This window comes from Staphylococcus aureus (assembly GCF_001027105.1).
Lineage (GTDB): Bacteria > Bacillota > Bacilli > Staphylococcales > Staphylococcaceae > Staphylococcus > Staphylococcus aureus.
The window spans coordinates 1,561,134-1,583,243 of sequence record NZ_CP011526.1 but is presented as its reverse complement, the minus strand read 5'-3'; the positions used below and the strand labels follow the sequence as shown (position 1 = coordinate 1,583,243).

General features: G+C 31.2%; 28 protein-coding genes, 1 pseudogene and 1 riboswitch. Of the genes and pseudogenes, 26 read left to right on the top strand and 3 right to left on the bottom strand.

Translation table 11 applies throughout. The features are described 5' to 3' along the window. The first annotated feature begins 10 nt into the window (after positions 1 to 10). From AA076_RS07875 to gcvPB, 16 genes and pseudogenes are all read left to right on the top strand, one after another. Positions 11 to 1,474, top strand: coding sequence for a rhomboid family protein (locus AA076_RS07875; RefSeq protein ID WP_001017863.1), 1,464 nt, complete (start codon positions 11 to 13; stop codon positions 1,472 to 1,474). After that, positions 1,455 to 1,658, top strand: coding sequence for a YqgQ family protein (locus AA076_RS07870; RefSeq protein WP_000087561.1), 204 nt, complete (start codon positions 1,455 to 1,457; stop codon positions 1,656 to 1,658). The genes AA076_RS07875 and AA076_RS07870 overlap by 20 nt, the downstream gene beginning before the upstream one ends. Next, positions 1,655 to 2,641 (top strand): ROK family glucokinase, encoded by a 987-nt coding sequence (locus tag AA076_RS07865; protein ID WP_000161314.1) that lies wholly within the window; start codon positions 1,655 to 1,657, stop codon positions 2,639 to 2,641. The genes AA076_RS07870 and AA076_RS07865 overlap by 4 nt, the downstream gene beginning before the upstream one ends. Further along, a complete protein-coding gene (locus tag AA076_RS07860) occupies positions 2,641 to 2,970 on the top strand; it encodes an MTH1187 family thiamine-binding protein (protein ID WP_001018871.1) in 330 nt (109 codons plus the stop codon). Before AA076_RS07865 ends, AA076_RS07860 begins: the two co-directional genes overlap by 1 nt. After that, the gene (locus tag AA076_RS07855) at positions 2,967 to 3,590 is read left to right on the top strand and encodes an MBL fold metallo-hydrolase (protein ID WP_001223008.1); all 624 of its coding nucleotides are present in this window, start codon (positions 2,967 to 2,969) and stop codon (positions 3,588 to 3,590) included. The genes AA076_RS07860 and AA076_RS07855 overlap by 4 nt, the downstream gene beginning before the upstream one ends. A 51-nt stretch (positions 3,591 to 3,641) precedes the next feature. Beyond that, complete coding sequence (comGA, locus tag AA076_RS07850) at positions 3,642 to 4,616, top strand: competence type IV pilus ATPase ComGA (RefSeq protein ID WP_000697228.1); 975 nt, start codon at positions 3,642 to 3,644, stop codon at positions 4,614 to 4,616. Next, positions 4,588 to 5,658: pseudogene (gene comGB, locus AA076_RS07845) on the top strand (competence type IV pilus assembly protein ComGB). Before comGA ends, comGB begins: the two are co-directional and overlap by 29 nt. A 13-nt stretch (positions 5,659 to 5,671) precedes the next feature. Then, positions 5,672 to 5,983 (top strand): competence type IV pilus major pilin ComGC, encoded by a 312-nt coding sequence (gene comGC / locus AA076_RS07840; RefSeq protein WP_000472256.1) that lies wholly within the window; start codon positions 5,672 to 5,674, stop codon positions 5,981 to 5,983. Further along, positions 5,961 to 6,407, top strand: coding sequence for a competence type IV pilus minor pilin ComGD (comGD, locus tag AA076_RS07835; RefSeq protein ID WP_001790850.1), 447 nt, complete (start codon positions 5,961 to 5,963; stop codon positions 6,405 to 6,407). The genes comGC and comGD overlap by 23 nt, the downstream gene beginning before the upstream one ends. Further along, positions 6,394 to 6,693: a hypothetical protein gene (locus AA076_RS07830; RefSeq protein ID WP_000844413.1), complete on the top strand. Its 300-nt coding sequence runs from the start codon at positions 6,394 to 6,396 to the stop codon at positions 6,691 to 6,693. Before comGD ends, AA076_RS07830 begins: the two co-directional genes overlap by 14 nt. Further along, positions 6,611 to 7,108, top strand: coding sequence for a competence type IV pilus minor pilin ComGF (locus AA076_RS07825; RefSeq protein ID WP_001789864.1), 498 nt, complete (start codon positions 6,611 to 6,613; stop codon positions 7,106 to 7,108). The genes AA076_RS07830 and AA076_RS07825 overlap by 83 nt, the downstream gene beginning before the upstream one ends. Before the next feature lie 96 nt (positions 7,109 to 7,204). After that, the gene (locus AA076_RS15040; RefSeq protein WP_001789879.1) at positions 7,205 to 7,351 is read left to right on the top strand and encodes a hypothetical protein; all 147 of its coding nucleotides are present in this window, start codon (positions 7,205 to 7,207) and stop codon (positions 7,349 to 7,351) included. After that, positions 7,341 to 7,865, top strand: coding sequence for a shikimate kinase (locus AA076_RS07815; protein WP_001015117.1), 525 nt, complete (start codon positions 7,341 to 7,343; stop codon positions 7,863 to 7,865). Before AA076_RS15040 ends, AA076_RS07815 begins: the two co-directional genes overlap by 11 nt. Next, positions 7,852 to 7,949: riboswitch (glycine riboswitch) on the top strand. (Overlaps the previous gene by 14 nt.) 74 nt (positions 7,950 to 8,023) lie before the next feature. Next, positions 8,024 to 9,115, top strand: a complete 1,092-nt coding sequence (gcvT, locus tag AA076_RS07810) for a glycine cleavage system aminomethyltransferase GcvT (RefSeq protein WP_000093349.1) — start codon at positions 8,024 to 8,026, stop codon at positions 9,113 to 9,115. 19 nt (positions 9,116 to 9,134) lie between these two features. Further along, positions 9,135 to 10,481 (top strand): aminomethyl-transferring glycine dehydrogenase subunit GcvPA, encoded by a 1,347-nt coding sequence (gcvPA, locus tag AA076_RS07805; RefSeq protein ID WP_000019687.1) that lies wholly within the window; start codon positions 9,135 to 9,137, stop codon positions 10,479 to 10,481. Further along, positions 10,474 to 11,946, top strand: a complete 1,473-nt coding sequence (gene gcvPB / locus AA076_RS07800; RefSeq protein WP_000202189.1) for an aminomethyl-transferring glycine dehydrogenase subunit GcvPB — start codon at positions 10,474 to 10,476, stop codon at positions 11,944 to 11,946. The genes gcvPA and gcvPB overlap by 8 nt, the downstream gene beginning before the upstream one ends. A gap of 364 nt (positions 11,947 to 12,310) precedes the next feature. Here gcvPB and AA076_RS07795 read toward each other — a convergent pair whose 3' ends face one another. Next, positions 12,311 to 12,697 carry a rhodanese-like domain-containing protein gene (locus AA076_RS07795; protein WP_001276571.1) on the bottom strand — a complete coding sequence of 129 codons (387 nt, stop codon included), beginning with the start codon at positions 12,695 to 12,697 and terminating at the stop codon, positions 12,311 to 12,313. Positions 12,698 to 12,854: 157 nt separating this feature from the next. Between AA076_RS07795 and AA076_RS07790 the strand changes: the two genes are divergently transcribed. After that, positions 12,855 to 13,685, top strand: coding sequence for a lipoate--protein ligase family protein (locus AA076_RS07790; RefSeq protein ID WP_000141109.1), 831 nt, complete (start codon positions 12,855 to 12,857; stop codon positions 13,683 to 13,685). Positions 13,686 to 13,748: 63 nt separating this feature from the next. Here the strand turns inward: AA076_RS07790 and AA076_RS07785 are convergent, their stop codons facing one another. Together AA076_RS07785 and AA076_RS07780 are read right to left on the bottom strand one after the other, a co-directional pair. After that, the gene (locus AA076_RS07785; protein ID WP_001244298.1) at positions 13,749 to 13,967 is read right to left on the bottom strand and encodes an SA1362 family protein; all 219 of its coding nucleotides are present in this window, start codon (positions 13,965 to 13,967) and stop codon (positions 13,749 to 13,751) included. A gap of 13 nt (positions 13,968 to 13,980) precedes the next feature. Next, positions 13,981 to 14,562 (bottom strand): hypothetical protein, encoded by a 582-nt coding sequence (locus tag AA076_RS07780; RefSeq protein WP_000737686.1) that lies wholly within the window; start codon positions 14,560 to 14,562, stop codon positions 13,981 to 13,983. 104 nt (positions 14,563 to 14,666) lie between these two features. Here AA076_RS07780 and AA076_RS07775 point away from each other — a divergent pair, with 104 nt between their 5' ends. The 9 genes from AA076_RS07775 (at position 14,667) to AA076_RS07735 (ending at position 21,866) form a co-directional block, all read left to right on the top strand. Further along, complete coding sequence (locus tag AA076_RS07775) at positions 14,667 to 15,728, top strand: M24 family metallopeptidase (RefSeq protein ID WP_000087107.1); 1,062 nt, start codon at positions 14,667 to 14,669, stop codon at positions 15,726 to 15,728. A gap of 25 nt (positions 15,729 to 15,753) precedes the next feature. Beyond that, positions 15,754 to 16,311 carry an elongation factor P gene (gene efp, locus AA076_RS07770; RefSeq protein ID WP_000626504.1) on the top strand — a complete coding sequence of 186 codons (558 nt, stop codon included), beginning with the start codon at positions 15,754 to 15,756 and terminating at the stop codon, positions 16,309 to 16,311. 473 nt (positions 16,312 to 16,784) lie between these two features. Further along, positions 16,785 to 17,249, top strand: coding sequence for an acetyl-CoA carboxylase biotin carboxyl carrier protein (accB, locus tag AA076_RS07765; protein ID WP_001009516.1), 465 nt, complete (start codon positions 16,785 to 16,787; stop codon positions 17,247 to 17,249). Continuing rightward, the gene (gene accC, locus AA076_RS07760; RefSeq protein WP_000756612.1) at positions 17,249 to 18,604 is read left to right on the top strand and encodes an acetyl-CoA carboxylase biotin carboxylase subunit; all 1,356 of its coding nucleotides are present in this window, start codon (positions 17,249 to 17,251) and stop codon (positions 18,602 to 18,604) included. The genes accB and accC overlap by 1 nt, the downstream gene beginning before the upstream one ends. A gap of 14 nt (positions 18,605 to 18,618) precedes the next feature. After that, positions 18,619 to 18,981: an Asp23/Gls24 family envelope stress response protein gene (locus tag AA076_RS07755; protein WP_000241588.1), complete on the top strand. Its 363-nt coding sequence runs from the start codon at positions 18,619 to 18,621 to the stop codon at positions 18,979 to 18,981. Between the two features lie 59 nt (positions 18,982 to 19,040). Then, complete coding sequence (gene nusB, locus AA076_RS07750) at positions 19,041 to 19,430, top strand: transcription antitermination factor NusB (RefSeq protein ID WP_000087385.1); 390 nt, start codon at positions 19,041 to 19,043, stop codon at positions 19,428 to 19,430. 16 nt (positions 19,431 to 19,446) lie between these two features. Then, positions 19,447 to 20,784 (top strand): exodeoxyribonuclease VII large subunit, encoded by a 1,338-nt coding sequence (xseA, locus tag AA076_RS07745; protein ID WP_001286928.1) that lies wholly within the window; start codon positions 19,447 to 19,449, stop codon positions 20,782 to 20,784. Beyond that, the gene (locus AA076_RS07740; protein WP_000159865.1) at positions 20,777 to 21,007 is read left to right on the top strand and encodes an exodeoxyribonuclease VII small subunit; all 231 of its coding nucleotides are present in this window, start codon (positions 20,777 to 20,779) and stop codon (positions 21,005 to 21,007) included. The genes xseA and AA076_RS07740 overlap by 8 nt, the downstream gene beginning before the upstream one ends. Continuing rightward, positions 20,985 to 21,866 carry a polyprenyl synthetase family protein gene (locus AA076_RS07735; RefSeq protein ID WP_000183378.1) on the top strand — a complete coding sequence of 294 codons (882 nt, stop codon included), beginning with the start codon at positions 20,985 to 20,987 and terminating at the stop codon, positions 21,864 to 21,866. The genes AA076_RS07740 and AA076_RS07735 overlap by 23 nt, the downstream gene beginning before the upstream one ends. Positions 21,867 to 22,110 lie beyond the last annotated feature (244 nt).

Below are 22,110 nucleotides of genomic sequence, written 5' to 3'. Positions count from 1 at the left end.
GGAGGACTAAATGAACATAGACAAACAATTTTGGAAAACAATATATTATTGGATTAGGTACTTGAATTTTGATATTGTCAGTAGGGAAAAAGATGACCAAGAAATTTGGTTAGCCCATAAAAGAAAAAAACAAGTAGTCATTTTTAAACAACATATCAAGTCTACCCAAGAAATACGTTTTGACAAAGCGAAAGTGCTTGAACACAAAGATGAAATAGCAAATTTTATTTCTTTCGAACCACAAAGTTTTGAATTTTATTATTTTACAGAATCGGAATTTTCAGAAGAACAATTAAATGAAGTTTCGCCAATTAGAATTAAATTCAATGTTATAAGACACACAAAAGATTTGATAAAGCATATGCCGAATATATTTTTGGCTAGACTTATTTCAGAAGATAATGATAAAAAGACATATATGTTCTATAAACGCAAAGTATTAACCGATAACTTTTTAGATAAATATATGCAGAAATTTTCACCGGCAACATACACAATAATATTTGTAAATGTCTTAATATGGTTATGTATGATTTTATATTTAAATAATTTTTCGGATGTAAAATTATTAGATGTTGGCGGGTTAGTGCATTTTAATGTCGTACATGGTGAATGGTATCGAATTGTTACATCGATGTTTTTACATTTTAGTTTTGAACATATACTTATGAATATGCTTTCATTATTTATTTTTGGTAAAATAGTCGAAGCAATTATTGGTTCATGGCGGATGTTAACTGTATACTTTATTGCAGGGTTGTTTGGAAACTTTGTATCACTATCATTTAATACGACTACAATTTCAGTTGGGGCTAGTGGTGCTATATTTGGTCTGATTGGATCAATTTTTGCGATGATGTATGTTTCAAAAACATTTAACAAAAAAATGTTAGGACAGTTATTAATTGCATTAGTGATATTAGTTGGTGTTTCTCTGTTTATGTCAAATATAAATATTGTGGCGCATATTGGAGGATTCATTGGTGGTTTATTAATAACTTTAATTGGCTATTACTATAAAGTGAATCGTAATATTTTTTGGATTTTACTAATTGGTATGCTTGTTATATTTATTGCACTTCAAATTAGAATTTTTACAATTAAAGAAGATAATATTTATAATAAATTGATCAAAGATGATATGACTAGTGGTAATTATGATAATGCTCAAAATATTGCGAAGCAGACAATAAATAAAAATTATGCCGATGATCAAACATATTATTTAAGTGGTATGATTATGGCTACTATCAATTCTAAGTCCGAAGGTATGACAGAATGGGAGCGAGGACTTAGAATGTTTCCTAAATCAGGTTTATTAAATTTTGAGTTAGCGATAGCAAATCGTTCATTAAATGATGATGAAAAAGCATTAAAATATGTGCGTAAAGCATTAAATGCAGACCCTAAAAATACAGATTATATTAACTTAGAAAAAGAGTTGACTAAATCAAATGAGTCGAAAAATAAATAACTTTTATGATGTACAACAGTTATTGAAAAGTTACGGATTTCTAATATATTTTAAAAATCCAGAAGATATGTACGAAATGATTCAACAGGAGATTTCATCATTGTATCAATATGAACTGTTATCTAAGGAAGAATATTTGAAATGTACGTTGATAATTAATCAGAGAAGGAATGAACAGAAATGACAAAAATTATTTTAGCAGCTGATGTAGGCGGGACGACTTGTAAATTAGGTATTTTCACACCTGAATTAGAACAATTACATAAATGGTCTATTCACACTGATACATCTGATAGTACAGGATATACACTTTTGAAAGGAATTTATGATTCGTTTGTTGAAAAAGTAAATGAAAATAATTATAATTTTTCAAATGTACTTGGCGTAGGTATTGGTGTACCAGGTCCTGTTGACTTTGAAAAAGGTACAGTAAATGGAGCAGTAAACTTATATTGGCCAGAAAAAGTTAATGTACGTGAGATTTTTGAACAATTCGTTGATTGTCCAGTGTATGTAGATAATGATGCTAACATAGCTGCTTTAGGGGAGAAACACAAAGGTGCTGGTGAAGGTGCCGATGATGTTGTTGCCATCACACTTGGTACAGGTCTAGGTGGAGGAATTATTTCAAATGGTGAAATCGTACATGGTCATAATGGCTCTGGCGCAGAAATAGGTCATTTTAGAGCAGACTTCGATCAACGATTTAAATGTAATTGTGGTCGTTCTGGATGTATTGAAACAGTTGCTTCAGCGACAGGCGTTGTTAACTTAGTTAACTTCTACTATCCGAAGTTGACGTTTAGATCTTCTATATTAGAATTGATTAAAGAAAATAAGGTTACAGCAAAAGCTGTTTTTGATGCGGCAAAAGCTGGTGACCAATTCTGTATTTTCATTACTGAAAAGGTTGCAAACTATATTGGATATTTATGTAGTATTATTAGTGTTACAAGTAATCCGAAATATATCGTTCTAGGTGGAGGAATGTCTACTGCAGGACCTATTTTAATTGAAAATATTAAAACAGAATATCATAATTTAACATTTGCACCTGCTCAATTTGAAACTGAAATTGTACAAGCGAAATTAGGTAATGATGCAGGTATTACAGGAGCAGCAGGATTAATCAAGACCTATGTATTAGATAAAGAGGGGGTAAAATAATGGCTATTGTTGATGTGGTTGTTATTCCAGTTGGAACGGAAGGTCCGAGTGTTAGTAAATATATTGCAGATATTCAGAAAAAACTTCAAGAATATAAAGCAATGGGTAAAATTGATTTTCAATTAACACCAATGAATACTCTAATTGAAGGTGAATTAAGCGATGTATTAGAAGTTGTGCAAGTGATACATGAATTACCTTTTGATAAAGGTTTAAGTAGAGTTTGTACAAATATCCGTATTGATGACCGACGAGACAAATCTAGAAAAATGAATGATAAACTAACATCAGTACAAAAACATTTAGAAAATAGTGGTGAAAACCTATGAGGATTTCAAGCTTAACTTTAGGCTTAGTTGATACTAATACGTATTTCATCGAAAATGACAAAGCTGTTATTCTGATTGACCCTTCAGGTGAAAGTGAAAAAATTATTAAAAAATTAAACCAAATAAATAAACCGTTAAAAGCTATTTTATTAACACATGCACACTTTGATCATATCGGAGCAGTCGATGATATAGTTGATCGATTCGATGTCCCGGTTTATATGCATGAAGCAGAGTTTGATTTTCTAAAAGATCCCGTTAAAAATGGGGCAGATAAATTTAAGCAATATGGATTACCAATTATTACAAGTAAGGTAACTCCTGAAAAGTTAAACGAAGGTAGCACAGAAATAGAAGGATTTAAGTTTAATGTGTTACACACACCTGGACATTCACCAGGAAGTTTAACATATGTGTTCGATGAATTCGCAGTTGTTGGAGATACATTATTTAATAATGGAATCGGACGTACAGATTTATATAAAGGTGATTATGAAACGCTAGTTGATTCTATTCAAGATAAAATATTTGAATTAGAAGGCGATTTACCTTTATTCCCTGGACATGGTCCATATACGACGGTTGATGATGAACAATTAAATCCATTTTTACACGGTTAAATTGAAGTAATAAAAACACCTCCTACGTGATTATATGTAGGAGGTGTTTTTTTGAAGATTCTATTTCAAGAAATAATTAATAAAGCGATAGAAATGAAAGCGAGTGATGTACATTTTATTCCAGTTAAAAATGAAGTAAGTATTAAATTTAGAATTAATGATAACTTGGAGCAGTATGAACAAATTGGGAATAGCATTTATCAAAAGTTATTAGTTTATATGAAGTTTCAAGCTGGGCTTGATGTTTCTACACAGCAAGTCGCACAGAGCGGTCGATATAGTTACCTTTTCAATAAAATATATTTTTTGAGAATATCAACTTTACCATTGTCACTTGGCCAAGAAAGTTGTGTTATCAGAATTGTACCTCAATTTTTTCAACCACAGAAATCAACTTATAAATTCAATGATTTTAAACACCTCATGAATAAGAAACAAGGATTACTATTGTTTAGTGGACCAACTGGTTCAGGAAAGAGTACATTAATGTATCAAATGGTCTCATACGCGAATAAAGCCTTGAATTTAAATGTAATTTCTATAGAGGATCCTGTAGAGATGCAAATTCCTGGTATCGTCCAAATTAATGTGAATGATAAAGCTGGCATAAACTATGTAAATTCGTTTAAAGCTATTTTAAGATGTGATCCTGATGTTATTTTAATAGGTGAAATCAGAGATAAAGATGTTGCCAAGTGTGTTATACAGGCTAGTTTAAGTGGTCACCTTGTTCTGACTACATTGCATGCAACTGATTGTAAAGGTGCTATTTTAAGGCTATTAGAAATGGGCATTTCTGTACAAGAATTGATACAGGCAACTAACTTAATTATAAACCAACGACTTGTAACTACTATTAAGCAACAGCGACAATTAGTATGTGAAATTCTATCTCAGCAACAACTCCGATATTTCTTTTCCCATAATCATTCATTACCATCATCATTTAAGAACTTAGAAGATAAACTTGATGATATGACAAAAGCAGGTGTCATTTGTGAAACTACAATGCATAAATACATTTAAACTACATTCTAAGAAGCGACAATTAAGTAAGGCCCAACAAATCGACTTACTTTCAAATTTATGTAATTTGTTGAAATATGGTTTCACTCTGTATCAAAGTTTTTAATTTTTAAATCTTCAAATGACATATAAAAATAAGCAATTAGGTACCACCATTCTAAGTGAAATTTCAAATGGTGCACCATGCAATCAAATATTATCACTGATAGGTTATAGCGATACTATCGTCATGCAAGTATATTTGGCAGAAAGATTTGGCAATATTATAGACGTTCTAGAAGAAACCGTAAATTATATGAAAGTGAATAGAAAGTCAGAACAACGATTGTTAAAGACACTGCAATACCCCTTAATACTAGTTTCTATCTTTATTGCTATGATTATTATATTAAACCTCACAGTAATTCCACAGTTTCAACAATTATATACTTCTATGAATATTCAACTATCTTCTTTTCAAAAAACATTGTCTTTTTTCATTACCAGCTTACCTACTATAATTGTAGTAATGCTCATAATAGTATCTATGTTGGCTATTATTATGAAATTAATTTATAACAATTTAAATATGCTCAATAAGATAAACTTTGTGATGAAACTACCGCTAATATCAGGCTATTTCCAATTATTTAAAACTTATTTTGTAACTAATGAATTAGTGTTGTTTTATAAAAATGGTATTACACTTCAATCAATAGTAGACGTTTATATTAACCATAGTAGTGATCCATTTAGACAGTTTCTAGGTAAATACTTATTAACTTATTCAGAAATGGGATATGGTTTGCCTCAAATTTTAGAAAAACTAAAATGCTTTAAGCCTCAATTAATTAAGTTTGTGCTACAAGGTGAAAAGAGAGGGAAGCTAGAAGTAGAACTAAAGTTATATTCGCAAATATTAGTAAAACAAATAGAAGATAAAGCGATAAAACAGACTCAGTTTTTACAGCCTATTTTATTTTTGATTTTAGGTTTATTTATTGTCGCAATTTATTTAGTAATTATGTTACCAATGTTTCAAATGATGCAAAGTATAAAATAATGGAGGTTAATATATGTTTAAATTTCTTAAGAAAACTCAAGCGTTTACATTGATAGAGATGCTATTAGTGTTATTAATCATCAGTTTATTATTAATTTTAATCATTCCAAATATTGCTAAACAAACTGCTCACATACAATCAACAGGTTGTAATGCACAGGTAAAAATGGTTAATAGTCAAATTGAAGCGTATGCATTGAAACATAATAGAAATCCATCGTCTATTGAAGACTTAATTGCAGATGGTTTTATAAAAGAAGCACAAAAGACATGTAAATCAGGAGAGACAATCACAATTAGTAATGGAGAAGCAGTTGCAAATTAGAAAGCAGTCAGCATTTACTATGATTGAGATGCTTGTGGTAATGATGTTAATCAGTATATTTCTACTTTTGACAATGACATCTAAAGGATTAAGCAATCTTAGAGTAATAGATGATGAGGCAAATATCATTTCTTTTATTACTGAATTGAATTATATTAAGTCGCAAGCTATAGCAAATCAAGGATATATCAATGTTAGATTTTATGAAAACAGTGACACTATTAAAGTAATAGAGAATAATAAAATACGATTTCTAAAATTAAAAGTAGGCAAAATAATTAATGTTGCAAAAGTTGATATTATTGCCTTTGATAAAAAAGGGAATATCAATAAATTTGGTAGCATAACAATTTACAATAACAATTCAATTTATAGAATAATATTCCATATTGAAAAAGGAAGAATTCGTTATGAAAAGCTATAAGTGTAAAGGTTCATTCTTAATAGATAGTATGGCTGGATTTTTGCTAATTGGATTGATTACATTACTATTGATACCAATGATGAATCAAATGCAAGCGAGTATAAACCATAAACTACAAACAATTGATGCTTCTAAAGTAATTTTGACGACTGTATCTAAAATTAATAAAGAAGAACTTAAGAAGGGGGTAACTATAGGGAAGTATGATATTAAGCAAAGTGACCAACAAATTTGTGCTATTTCAAAAAATACCACTTCTTATCAAAAGACATGTATACAGTATTAATGTCAAAGCTTTTTCGCTCATTGAAATGTTAGTAGCGATGATGGTTATAAGTATAACTTTACTAATTGTTCCAGACTTAATTAGACTTAGTAAAACTTTTCTAATTGAAAGTAGGGATTTAACAACTGTAGATTTCGAATTTTTCTCAAGAGATATTCTAGATGATTTTAAAGGAGTAGATAGAAACGATATTGAAATTAGGCAACACCGTATCATTTTACATAAAGGTGAAGAAATGATCGAATACAAATTAATTAATAATAAAATTATTAAAGTTGTAAATGACAGAGGAAATATAACAATGATTAATAATGTTACAGCATTTACTGCAAATATCTACTATAAATCCATTATTAAAATAACGATAACAGTTAAAGTCGGTACAAATGTGCAGACTAAAACTATTTATGTATAACTTACTAGTATTTAAATGAGTACTATTAAAAAGGATGTGAAATAATTTATTAATTTTGATTTATATAAAGAAAAAGGATATGTTACGCCGTTCTTATTGATGCTAACAGCAATTTATTTTTCCATTTTCACTTTTTATATCAGTCAATATAGTTTAAAATTAAAGACATTATATAATATTGAAACTGACTATAACTATAAGATTGTTTTGTTATTGAAAGAAGGGAAAACGCATGAATCATGATAAATCACCAATAATTTTAATTGGTTTCATGGGTACCGGTAAATCTACGATTGGTAAATACGTTGCAGATGAGCAAAATTTATCATTTATTGATATAGATTCATATATCGAAGAGAAGTATAAGTTAACAATACCAGAAATATTTTGTAAACATGGTGAACAATATTTCAGGAATTTAGAGTTCACATGTTTGCAAGAATGTATTAACACTGCAGATATAATTGCTACTGGTGGTGGTATTATTGAGAGTGAAGAGGCATTTAATTTTTTGAAAAATCAAAAAAACATTATTTGGTTAGATTGTAATATTGATATTATATATAGTCGAATCAATGATGACCCACATCGACCTAATGCAAATAATAAGACAATCAAGCAGTTAAATGACTTGTATTGCTCGCGGAATTTAAGATATAATGAAATCGCATTCAAGAAATTTGATAGTCATTTGCTATCAATTTCAGAAATATATTATGAATTGCTAAATTTAATAAAAGCGAGTGATCAGTATTAGAGAGAATAGAGCGTTAAGACTCTATCGCCGAAGGTGCAAGTAATTTATTACGAAACTCTCAGGCAAAAGGATAATACTGTAACGCGTTCCTGAATTGGTGATTTATAAACAGGGTAGCGATTGCTATCCTGTTTTTATAATTTTAAGGGGGTATTTCAATGTCAAGTGATTTAAAACAAACACCTTTATATCAAAATTATGTTGATAGAGGTGCAAAAATTGTGGAATTCGGAGGATGGGCGATGCCTGTTCAATTTTCAAGTATTAAAGAGGAGCATAATGCTGTTCGATACGAAATTGGCCTGTTTGATGTTAGTCATATGGGTGAAATTGAAGTAACAGGTAAAGATGCTAGTCAGTTTGTGCAATATTTATTATCAAATGATACTGATAATTTAACTACTTCAAAAGCATTATATACTGCTTTATGTAATGAAGAAGGCGGTATTATTGATGATTTAGTAATATATAAATTAGCTGACGACAATTATTTATTAGTTGTTAATGCTGCTAATACTGAAAAAGATTTTAATTGGATTTTAAAACACAAAGAGAAATTTGATGTTGAAGTACAAAATGTATCAAACCAATATGGTCAATTAGCAATACAAGGACCAAAAGCTAGAGATTTAATTAATCAATTAGTTGATGAAGATGTAACTGAAATGAAAATGTTTGAATTTAAACAGGGTGTCAAATTATTTGGAGCAAACGTCATTTTATCTCAGTCAGGTTACACAGGTGAAGATGGGTTTGAAATTTATTGTAATATCGATGATACTGAAAAAATTTGGGATGGTTTATTAGAGTATAATGTTATGCCATGTGGGTTAGGCGCTCGTGATACATTAAGATTAGAGGCTGGATTGCCATTACATGGACAAGATTTAACTGAATCAATTACACCATATGAAGGTGGTATCGCTTTTGCAAGTAAACCATTAATTGATGCTGATTTTATTGGTAAATCTGTATTAAAAGATCAAAAAGAAAATGGTGCACCAAGAAGAACAGTGGGATTAGAATTACTTGAAAAAGGAATTGCAAGAACTGGTTATGAAGTTATGGATTTAGATGGAAATATTATTGGAGAAGTAACTTCAGGAACACAGTCTCCATCATCAGGAAAATCAATTGCACTTGCAATGATAAAAAGAGATGAGTTTGAAATGGGTAGAGAGTTGCTTGTTCAAGTTCGTAAGCGTCAATTAAAAGCGAAAATTGTTAAGAAAAATCAAATTGATAAATAATTAAAAAGGGGTGTGCATTGTGAGTCATCGTTATATACCTTTAACTGAAAAAGACAAGCAAGAAATGTTACAAACAATTGGTGCAAAATCTATAGGAGAATTATTCGGTGATGTACCAAGTGACATTTTATTAAATAGAGATTTAAATATTGCTGAAGGCGAAGCGGAAACAACGTTACTTAGAAGATTAAATCGCATTGCAAGCAAGAATATCACTAAAGAAACGCATACATCATTTTTGGGTGCTGGTGTTTATGATCATTACGCGCCATCAGTTGTGGATGCTATGATTTCAAGATCAGAATTTTACACAGCATATACGCCATATCAACCGGAAATTTCTCAAGGTGAATTACAAGCCATTTTTGAGTTCCAAACTTTAATTTGTGAATTAACAGATATGGATGTAGCAAATTCTTCTATGTATGATGGGATGACTAGCTTTGCTGAAGCATGTATCTTAGCATTTAGTCAAACAAAGAAAAATAAAATTGTAGTCTCAAAAGGTTTACATTATCAAGCATTACAAGTACTTCATACTTATGCTAAGACGCGTAAGGAATTCGAAGTAGTGGAAATCGATTTAGATGGCACTGTTACAGATTTGAAAAAATTAGAAGCAGCAGTGGATGATGAAACAGCAGCTGTTGCAGTACAATATCCAAACTTTTACGGTTCAATTGAAGATCTTGAAAAGATTCATAGCTTTATTGAAGATAAAAAAGCATTATTTATCGTATATGCAAATCCATTAGCATTGGGATTACTTACACCTCCAGGTTCATTTGGTGCAGATATTGTTGTAGGTGATACTCAGCCATTCGGAATTCCTGCTCAATTCGGTGGGCCACATTGTGGATATTTTGCAACGACGAAAAAGTTAATGCGTAAAGTGCCAGGTAGATTAGTCGGTCAAACACAAGATGATGAAGGTAATCGTGGCTTTGTATTAACATTACAAGCACGTGAACAACATATTCGACGCGATAAAGCGACATCTAATATTTGTTCTAACCAAGCATTAAATGCTTTAGCGTCATCAATTGCAATGTCAGCACTTGGTAAACAAGGTATCTATGATATTGCAGTTCAAAATATAGAACATGCTAACTATGCTAAACAACAATTTATTAAAAAAGGTTTTGAAGTATTAGATGGTACATCTTTCAATGAGTTTGTAGTCAAATTTGACAAACCAATTCAACAAGTTAACGAGGAATTAGTGAAGTACAATATTATCGGTGGTTTTGATTTAGGTGTTGTTTCAGACGACTTTAAAAATCACATGTTAATAGCTGTAACTGAATTAAGAACAAAAGATGAAATCGATACATTTGTAGAAAAGGCTGGTGAGTTAAATGACTAGTAAATCAAGTCCATTAATTTTTGAAAGATCTCGTGAAGGCAGATATGCATATTCATTACCAAAAAGTGATATTAAAACAAATTCTGTTGAGTCATTGTTAGATGATAAATTTATTCGTAAAAACAAAGCGGAGTTTCCTGAAGTTGCTGAACTAGACTTAGTACGTCATTATACTGAACTTTCAAATAAAAATTTCGGTGTAGACAACGGATTTTATCCATTGGGTTCATGTACGATGAAGTATAACCCTAAAATTAATGAAAAGGTTGCTAGAATACCAGGATTTAGTGAATCACATCCATTACAAGATGAAGATCAAGTTCAAGGTTCATTAGAAATTATTTATAGTTTGCAAGAAGAATTAAAAGAAATTACTGGTATGGATGAGGTGACATTACAACCAGCTGCTGGCGCACATGGTGAATGGACTGCATTGATGATATTTAAAGCTTACCATGAGAATAATGGTGAAGGTCATCGTGATGAAGTCATTGTGCCAGATTCTGCGCATGGTACGAATCCAGCCTCAGCTTCATTTGCAGGATTTAAATCAGTTACTGTAAAATCAAACGAACGTGGCGAAGTTGATATTGATGACTTGAAACGTGTTGTAAATGAAAATACAGCAGCTATTATGTTAACTAATCCAAACACTTTAGGTATTTTCGAAAAAAATATTATGGAAATCCGTGAAATCGTCCATAATGCTGGTGGTCTATTATATTATGATGGTGCGAATTTAAACGCTATTATGGACAAAGTTCGCCCAGGAGATATGGGATTTGATGCTGTTCATTTAAACTTGCATAAAACATTTACTGGTCCACATGGTGGTGGCGGTCCTGGTTCAGGTCCAGTCGGTGTAGTAAAAGAACTAGCAAGTTACTTACCAAAGCCAATGGTTATTAAAGATGGCGACAAATTTAAATATGATAATGACATTAAAAATTCTATCGGACGTGTAAAACCATTTTATGGTAACTTTGGTATTTACTTAAGAGCTTATACGTATATTCGAACTATGGGAGCAACTGGACTTAAAGAGGTTTCTGAAGCAGCGGTTCTTAATGCGAATTATATTAAAGCACGTTTATCTAAACACTTTGAAATACCTTATAAACAATATTGTAAACACGAGTTTGTGTTAAGTGGTGTGCGTCAAAAAGAATTTGGTGTACGTACTTTAGACATGGCTAAGCGATTATTAGATTTCGGTGTACATCCACCAACAATATACTTCCCATTAAATGTTGAAGAAGGTATGATGATTGAACCGACTGAGACAGAGTCTAAAGAAACACTTGATTATTTTATCGATACATTAATTAGTATTGCTGAAGAAGCTAAAAATGATCCTGATAAAGTGCTAGAAGCACCACATACAACTGTGATTGATCGATTAGACGAAGCTACAGCTGCTCGTAAACCAATATTAAAGTTTGAAAATCTTAAACAGGAAAAATAAAGTATTAAACACATATTCCGAGAATTATTATTCTAACTTTGTATGAAGATTTAAGGATAATGGTTTCAAAATCAATTGAAAAAGACAATTTCTATTTAAACAAGAAAACTAAACCGAAGTAATAACTCTTAGGGTTTGGTATTATTCTTTCATAGAAATTGTCTTTTCATTTTTTAGATTGCGGTAATTGAATCGTATTGAAAATGAGCTGAACTTTCTTTATTATGCTGAAACTAAGTTTAATGATCAGTGAAGCTAGAGAAATATAGTAACAGACTTTGTTAAAAAATTAAAATCTGAGTATTGTTATTGATGATCAATTAACACTCAGATTTTATTAAATCGTATATTAAATTTACAAAAACTATTTTTTAGACTTTATTTTTCCAGTCCATTTTTTATAGCCGCCTTTTAACATATAGATATCTGTATATCCATTCTTTTTCAAAATACGAGCGGCTCTATAGCTAGCAATCCCATTGGCATCACATAAGTATACCGGTTGATCTTTTCTTAATCCTTGGAATCGTTGCCTGAACATTGTCATAGGAATATTGCGAGACCCATTAATGTGACCGTAGTCATAGTCAACTTTCTCTCTAACATCGATGACTTGAGCTTTTCTAATCCCATTATGGAATTCATTTTGATCTAATTCTTTAACAGCTCGCTTGTTAAGAATTTGTTGAACAATCATATAAGCAATAATTGCTATAACTAAAATTATTGCGATGTACAAACTAGCACTCATCTTGCATCCTCCCTAATTAAACGATAATATAATTATAAGACTGTTAGGTCAAATTATCAAAATATTTCACTAAAGAATTGCAATTATTATTCATTTAGTTAAATTGATTAATTAGCGAATCAAATATTATACATTTTGCTGATAGGAGTTCTTGAATATGACTGAAACTTGGAATTTTATTAATACAGGAAGTAAAGACCCATATTATAATATGGCAATGGATGAAGCGTTATTAAATTTTGTCTCTAGAGGTGAAATTGATCCAGTTATACGTTTTTACACATGGAATCCTGCAACATTATCAATAGGGTATTTCCAAAGGCTACAAAAAGAAATTGATATTGATAAGGTTAAAGAGAAAGGTTTTGGTCTCGTAAGGCGTCAAACTGGTGGCCGTGGGGTGCTACATGATAAAGAGTTAACTTACAGTGTGATTGTGCCTGAATCGCATCCGAATATGCCTTCTACAGTTACAGAAGCGTACAGAGTGATTTCACAAGGATTATTAGAAGGATTTAAAAACTTAGGATTTGATACTTATTTTGCGGTACCTAAAACGCCTGAAGAGCGTCAAAAATTAAAACAACCTCGAAGTTCAGTGTGTTTTGATGCACCAAGTTGGTATGAGCTAGTTGTTGAAGGCCGTAAGATTGCTGGGAGTGCTCAAACGAGACAAAAGGGCGTAATCCTCCAACACGGTTCGATTTTACAAGATATTGATATTGATGAACTGTTTGATATGTTTATTTATAAAAATGAAAGATTAAAATTAAAAATGAAAGAGGCATTCGTTGAAAAAGCAGTTGCCATCAATGATATTTCAGATGAACACATTACTATTAGTCAAATGGAAGAAGCTTTCGAGAAAGGTTTTAAGAAAGGTTTAAATATAGAATTAAAGCCACTTGAATTAACAGAAGCTCAATTGGCAGAAGTGGAAGAATTAACTGAAAAATATCGTTCAGATGAATGGATGTTTAGAAAGTAGTTTTTAGAATAAAAAATGGAAGCACGTAGACTATTTTACCTACAAGTGCTTCCGTTTTTTTATCTATTTTCTTCTTTGATTTCTTTTATACTTACGCATTGCTTTGCGATATTTGCGTTGGTCTTCAGTTAAGATGAAGAAATAATAAATCAGATAAATAATACCAGCTATTACAGCAAAGCTGATTAACATTCTGACGATTGAAAAAATAAAGGCATCTAGATTCATTACTAATCCAATCGCAGCAATAATAAGTACAAGATAAAATATTATATTACGCATTAAAAGACTCCTATCATGATTTTGCATTTAAGTTTAATTTTGACAACGCTTGTTGTCCTTTTGTAAGTTGTTTTTTATCTTTATTTTGATAGCCATTTTTAATATCATCAAATGCATGATTCAAATCAGAGTTTAATTTATCGATATTTTTAGACGTTTTTTTATCATCATCACTAAGTGATAAACCATCGATAGCATCTTTGTATGAAGTGTGAGCACTTTGAATATCATTAGAAATTTGATTTAATTTCGATTGAACATTCTTATCGCCTTTGTTTTTACTTACATCTTTCTCAATATCGTTATAGGATTTCAAAGCTTTAGCAACTTTGTCGTAGTATGTTGATGTAACATTCATCAATTTAATTTTCGTATTATTAGATGCAGTTTTTTTACTGTTTTCTTTATCCTTTTCAAGCCCTTTAATTTTAGATTTAGAATCACTAATTTGTTGATTAAGTTCTTGAATATCTAGTTTGAGTTGATGATTATCTTCTCTTAAATCTGTTGTTTTTTCTTCTAATGGTGCTAAATTTTGTGATCCACATCCAGCTAACAATAATGTTGCGCCAACAATTGAAACCAATTTTTTCATTACTATCTCCCTAAAATCAATATCTATTATTTTTTATCCTTATTATGATATTATTTTAATGTATAAAGTTGAAATGCACAAACGTTTCACTAGGAGGTAATAAGATGAGCAGAATAACACAAGTGCATCGTATTTTAGAACAAAAACATTTAGATGCGATTATCATTCTTTCGGATTACAATAGAAGATATTTATCAGGTTTTACTGGTACCAGTGGAGCACTTATCATATCTAAAGATAAACAATATTTGATAACAGACTTTAGATATATTGATCAAGCAACTAAGCAGGCGCCAAATTATGAAATTATTAATCGTAAATCTACTATTATTGGTGAGATTAAAGAATTGCTACACCAAGAAAATTTTGAAAATGTAGGTTTTGAGGGGCATCATGTAAGTTATGATACATACCTTGAATTAAATAAAAGCCGTATATCATTAATAAGCATTTCTAATACTGTAGATAAAATTAGAGACGTCAAAGATGCTGACGAAATTGCTTTAATTCAAAAAGCAGCTAATATTGTTGATGAAACATATGAATATATTTTAACTGTTGTAAAAGCAGGCATGACTGAAAAAGAATTAAAGGCAATATTAGAAAGCAAAATGCTAGAATTAGGAGCAGATGGACCATCATTCGATACGATTGTAGCATCTGGTCATAGAGGTGCATTACCACATGGTGTTGCAAGTGATAAAATTATTGAAAAAGGCGACATGATTACATTAGATTTTGGCGCGTATTATAACGGCTATTGTTCAGATATTACTAGAACATTTGCTATTGGAGAACCAGATCCTAAACTGAAAGAAATATATCAAATAGTACTTGAATCTCAAATGAAAGCAATTAATGAGATTAGACCTGGCATGACTGGTGCAGAAGCTGATGCCATTTCAAGAAACTATTTAGAGTCAAAAGGGTATGGAAAAGAATTTGGACATTCACTAGGACATGGTATTGGTTTAGAAATCCATGAAGGGCCAATGCTGGCTCGTACGATACAAGATAAACTTCAAGTTAACAACTGTGTTACAGTAGAACCTGGTGTTTATATAGAAGGTTTGGGCGGTATAAGAATAGAAGATGATATTTTAATTACAGAAAATGGTTGTCAAGTCTTTACTAAATGCACAAAAGACCTTATAGTTTTAACATAAGCGTGTAAAATGAGGAGGAAACTGAATGATTTCGGTTAATGATTTTAAAACAGGTTTAACAATTTCTGTTGATAACGCTATTTGGAAAGTTATAGACTTCCAACATGTAAAGCCTGGTAAAGGTTCAGCATTCGTTCGTTCAAAATTACGTAATTTAAGAACTGGTGCAATTCAAGAGAAAACGTTTAGAGCTGGTGAAAAAGTTGAACCAGCAATGATTGAAAATCGTCGCATGCAATATTTATATGCTGACGGAGATAATCATGTATTTATGGATAATGAAAGCTTTGAACAAACAGAACTTTCAAGTGATTACTTAAAAGAAGAATTGAATTACTTAAAAGAAGGTATGGAAGTACAAATTCAAACATACGAAGGTGAAACTATCGGTGTTGAATTACCTAAAACTGTTGAATTAACAGTAACTGAAACAGAACCTGGTATTAAAGGTGATACTGCAACTGGTGCCACTAAATCGGCAACTGTTGAAACTGGTTATACATTAAATGTACCTTTATTTGTAAACGAAGGTGACGTTTTAATTATCAACACTGGTGATGGAAGCTACATTTCAAGAGGATAATCTCTAATTTGTTAACAAATAGCTTGTATTCACTATACTGATTTAACGTAAGATATTCTAAATAAGTCTCATAAAGCTATTGCCTAAAATGATTATAGGTTATATGCTGATATGAGGCTTTTTATTTTTAAAATAATTTTTAAAATATAAAACGAATCGTCTAATTGGTAGTGAAAAAACATAGACATGAGTAAAGGTATATATCTACATATCATATTGTTGAGGATAAAACATAATAGCTAATAAAAATAACATTGATATGTTTAACTGAATGCATAAAATTTTTAATCAAGAGTTAAGATGAGTCAATGTTAAGTAATAAATACACAAGTGTTTTTAATTTAAAATGTGGTTTTATTATAACTTTGGGATAGACTTATAATGTCGCCAGCAATATGAACATGCTTGAATTGAAGAGTTGTCTCAAGTAAAATAGACGGGTAGATGAAAACAAACTGAAGGAGTCAGTAATAATGAACTTTAAAGAAATCAAAGAATTAATTGAAATTCTGGATAAATCAACTTTAACGGAAATCAATATTGAAGATACTAAAGGCAAAGTGACGCTTAAGAAAGAAAAAGAAACTGAGATTATCACGCCACAAATCTCACAAATGCCAGTTGAAGCTGCGGCAATGCCTATGCCTCAAGCACAATCAACTGATAGCAATAAAACTGAAGCTCCAAAGCCAACTTCAGATAATCACAAAACAATTAATGCACCTATGGTAGGTACATTTTACAAATCGCCATCTCCAGACGAAGAAGCATATGTGCAAGTTGGGGACACTGTTTCAAATGAAACAACAGTGTGTATTTTAGAGGCAATGAAACTATTTAATGAAATTCAAGCAGAAATTTCAGGTGAAATTGTTGAAATCTTAGTAGAAGACGGACAAATGGTAGAGTATGGCCAACCGTTATTTAAGGTGAAATAATGAAAAAGGTTTTAATTGCAAACCGCGGTGAAATCGCAGTTAGGATTATTCGCGCTTGTCGTGATTTAGGCATCCAAACTGTTGCAATCTATTCTGAAGGGGATAAAGATGCGCTACATACTCAAATTGCTGATGAAGCATATTGCGTAGGTCCCACTTTGTCTAAAGATTCATATTTAAATATTCCGAACATCTTATCTATTGCAACTTCTACAGGTTGTGATGGCGTTCATCCGGGTTATGGCTTTTTAGCTGAAAATGCTGATTTTGCAGAATTATGCGAAGCATGCCAATTGAAGTTCATTGGACCAAGTTATCAATCTATCCAAAAAATGGGTATCAAAGATGTTGCTAAGGCAGAAATGATCAAAGCCAATGTTCCAGTTGTTCCTGGTAGTGACGGTTTAATGAAAGACGTCTCAGAAGCTAAGAAAATCGCCAAAAAAATTGGCTATCCGGTCATCATTAAAGCTACTGCTGGCGGTGGCGGAAAAGGTATCCGTGTTGCTCGTGATGAAAAAGAACTTGAAACTGGCTTCCGAATGACAGAACAAGAAGCTCAAACTGCATTTGGTAATGGTGGACTTTATATGGAGAAATTCATCGAAAACTTCCGCCATATTGAAATCCAAATTGTTGGGGACAGCTATGGTAATGTAATTCATTTAGGAGAACGTGATTGTACAATTCAAAGACGTATGCAGAAATTAGTGGAAGAAGCACCTTCCCCAATTTTAGATGATGAAACACGTCGTGAAATGGGAAATGCCGCAGTTCGTGCAGCGAAAGCTGTAAATTATGAAAATGCGGGAACAATTGAGTTTATATATGATTTAAATGATAATAAATTTTATTTTATGGAAATGAATACACGTATTCAAGTAGAACATCCTGTAACTGAAATGGTAACAGGAATTGATTTAGTTAAATTACAATTACAAGTTGCTATGGGTGACGTGTTACCGTATAAACAAGAAGATATTAAATTAACAGGACACGCAATTGAATTTAGAATTAATGCTGAAAATCCTTACAAGAACTTTATGCCATCACCAGGTAAAATTGAGCAATATCTTGCACCAGGTGGATATGGTGTTCGAATAGAGTCAGCATGTTATACTAATTATACGATACCGCCATATTATGATTCGATGGTAGCGAAATTAATCATACATGAACCGACACGAGATGAAGCGATTATGGCTGGCATTCGTGCACTAAGTGAATTTGTGGTTCTTGGTATTGATACAACTATTCCATTCCATATTAAATTATTGAATAACGATATATTTAGAAGCGGTAAATTTAATACAAACTTTTTAGAGCAAAATAGCATTATGAATGATGAAGGTTAATAGGAGGTCAATCCATGGTCAAAGTAACTGATTATTCAAATTCAAAATTAGGTAAAGTAGAAATAGCGCCAGAAGTGCTATCTGTTATTGCAAGTATAGCTACTTCGGAAGTCGAAGGCATCACTGGCCATTTTGCTGAATTAAAAGAAACAAATTTAGAAAAAGTTAGTCGTAAAAATTTAAGCCGTGATTTAAAAATCGAGAGTAAAGAAGATGGCATATATATAGATGTATATTGTGCATTAAAACATGGTGTTAATATTTCAAAAACTGCAAACAAAATTCAAACGTCAATTTTTAATTCAATTTCTAATATGACAGCGATAGAACCTAAGCAAATTAATATTCACATTACACAAATCGTTATTGAAAAGTAATGTCATACCTAATTCAGTAATTAAATAAAGAAAAATACAAACGTTTGAAGGAGTTAAAAATGAGTCGTAAAGAATCCCGAGTGCAAGCTTTTCAAACTTTATTTCAATTAGAAATGAAGGACAGTGATTTAACGATAAATGAAGCGATAAGCTTTATTAAAGACGATAATCCAGATTTAGACTTCGAATTTATTCATTGGCTAGTTTCTGGCGTTAAAGATCACGAACCTGTATTAGACGAGACAATTAGTCCTTATTTAAAAGATTGGACTATTGCACGTTTATTAAAAACGGATCGTATTATTTTAAGAATGGCAACATATGAAATATTACACAGTGATACACCTGCTAAAGTCGTAATGAATGAAGCAGTTGAATTAACAAAACAATTCAGTGATGATGATCATTATAAATTTATAAATGGTGTATTGAGTAATATAAAAAAATAAAATTGAGTGATGTTATATGTCAGATTATTTAAGTGTTTCAGCTTTAACGAAATATATTAAATATAAATTTGATCAAGATCCACATCTCCAATCTGTATTGATTAAAGGTGAGCTTTCAAATTTCAAAAAGCATTCAAGTGGTCATTTATACTTTAATGTGAAAGATAAAGAAAGCGTTATAAGTGCCATGATGTTCAAAGGTAGTGCTTCTAAATTAAACTTCGAACCTAAAGAAGGAGATGAAGTCTTATTAGAAGCACGTGTTTCTGTTTTTGAACGTCGTGGAAACTATCAAATTTATGTAAATAAAATGCAATTAGATGGTATAGGGAACTTATATCAAAAATTAGAAGCATTAAAGAAAAAATTAACTGAAGAAGGTTGTTTTGATAAAGCGAATAAGAAATCAATACCTAAGTTTCCTAAAAAAATTGCAGTTTTAACAGCGAGTACAGGTGCCGCAATTCGAGATATCCATTCAACGATAAATAGTCGTTTTCCATTAGCTGAACAAATACAAATTAGTACTTTGGTTCAAGGTGAAAAAGCAAAAGACGACATTATTGAAAAAATTGAATATGCAGATAGTTTAGGTGTAGATACCATTATTGTAGGTCGAGGCGGTGGATCCATAGAAGATTTATGGAATTTCAACGAAGAAGCTGTCGTCCGTGCAATATATAATTGTAAGACACCGATTATATCAGCAGTTGGTCATGAAACAGACTTTACATTAAGTGATTTTGCTGCAGACATCAGAGCTGCGACTCCAACTCAAGCTGCTGTTATTGCAACACCAGACCAATATGAATTGCTGCAACAAATACAGCAATATCAGTTTACATTGACTCGTTTCATCAAGAAACATTTAGAACAACAACGTAAACATGTTGAACATTTGTCATCGTATTACAAGTTTAAACAACCAACTTTATTGTATGATCAACAGATACAACGTCGAGATGATTTAGAAAAGAGACTGAAACAACAAATTCAGGCAACTTTTGAACAACAGAGACATCGATTAATGCTGTTGCAACAACGTTATAATTTAAAAGCATTACTAAGTAGTGTTAATCAAGAACAACAAAATAATCTTCAATTGACAAACCAACTTGTTAAATTATTGAATTCTAAGATATTAAGTTATAAAAATGATTTGAAAAATAAAGTAGAAAACTTAAACAATTTAAGTCCAACTAATACAATGTTGCGTGGATATGCAATTGTTAATAAAAAAGACGAAGTCATTACGAGTACTAAAGATTTAACAGAAAATGATCAATTGACGTTAACAATGAAAGATGGCTTAGTAGATGCAAAAGTTACGAAAGTAAGGTGTAATAATGACTAAAGAAACGCAAAGTTTTGAAGAAATGATGCAAGAATTAGAGCAAATTGTTCAAAAATTAGATAATGAAACAGTATCTTTAGAGGAATCATTAGATTTATATCAACGTGGTATGAAACTATCAGCAGCTTGTGACACAACTTTAAAAAATGCCGAAAAAAAGGTGAATGACTTAATAAAAGAAGAAGCTGAGGATGTAAAAAATGACGAATCTACCGATGAATAAATTAATAGATGAAGTCAATAATGAATTATCGGTTGCGATAAATAAATCAGTAATGGATACTCAGCTAGAAGAAAGTATGTTGTATTCATTAAATGCTGGAGGTAAACGCATCCGACCAGTTCTGTTATTACTCACTTTAGATTCACTAAATACCGAGTATGAGTTAGGTATGAAGAGCGCAATTGCACTAGAAATGATTCATACATATTCACTTATTCATGATGACCTACCAGCGATGGATAATGATGATTATCGACGAGGAAAATTAACAAATCATAAAGTATATGGTGAGTGGACTGCGATATTAGCAGGTGATGCTTTATTAACTAAAGCATTTGAACTTATTTCAAGTGATGATAGATTAACTGATGAAGTAAAAATAAAAGTTCTACAACGGCTGTCAATAGCAAGTGGTCATGTTGGAATGGTCGGCGGTCAAATGTTAGATATGCAAAGCGAAGGCCAACCAATTGATCTTGAAACTTTGGAAATGATACACAAAACAAAAACAGGAGCATTATTAACTTTTGCGGTTATGAGTGCAGCAGATATCGCTAATGTCGATGATACAACTAAAGAACATTTAGAAAGTTATAGTTATCATTTAGGTATGATGTTCCAGATTAAAGATGATTTATTAGACTGCTATGGTGATGAAGCAAAGTTAGGTAAAAAAGTGGGCAGCGATCTTGAAAATAATAAAAGTACGTACGTGAGTTTATTAGGGAAAGATGGCGCAGAAGATAAATTGACTTATCATAGAGACGCAGCAGTGGATGAACTAACGCAAATTGATGAACAATTCAATACAAAACACTTATTAGAAATCGTTGATTTATTTTATAGCAGGGATCACTAAAAGCAAATATATCGATTAGCAACAATTGTAAAGTTTGAAATGTCTCAAAAGGCATATTCAACTGACGTTGTTTGTTAATCGATTTTTCTCATGTTGAAACTTAAAATTATGTTGAAGACTTTCATTTAAAAAATAGAATTTTCAATTTCTATACGACAATATTCGTATCTGTGATATCAATGTGATTTTAATTAAATATGTTCAAACAATTGACGCTTATTAAATCTAATAATTAGCAAGTTTA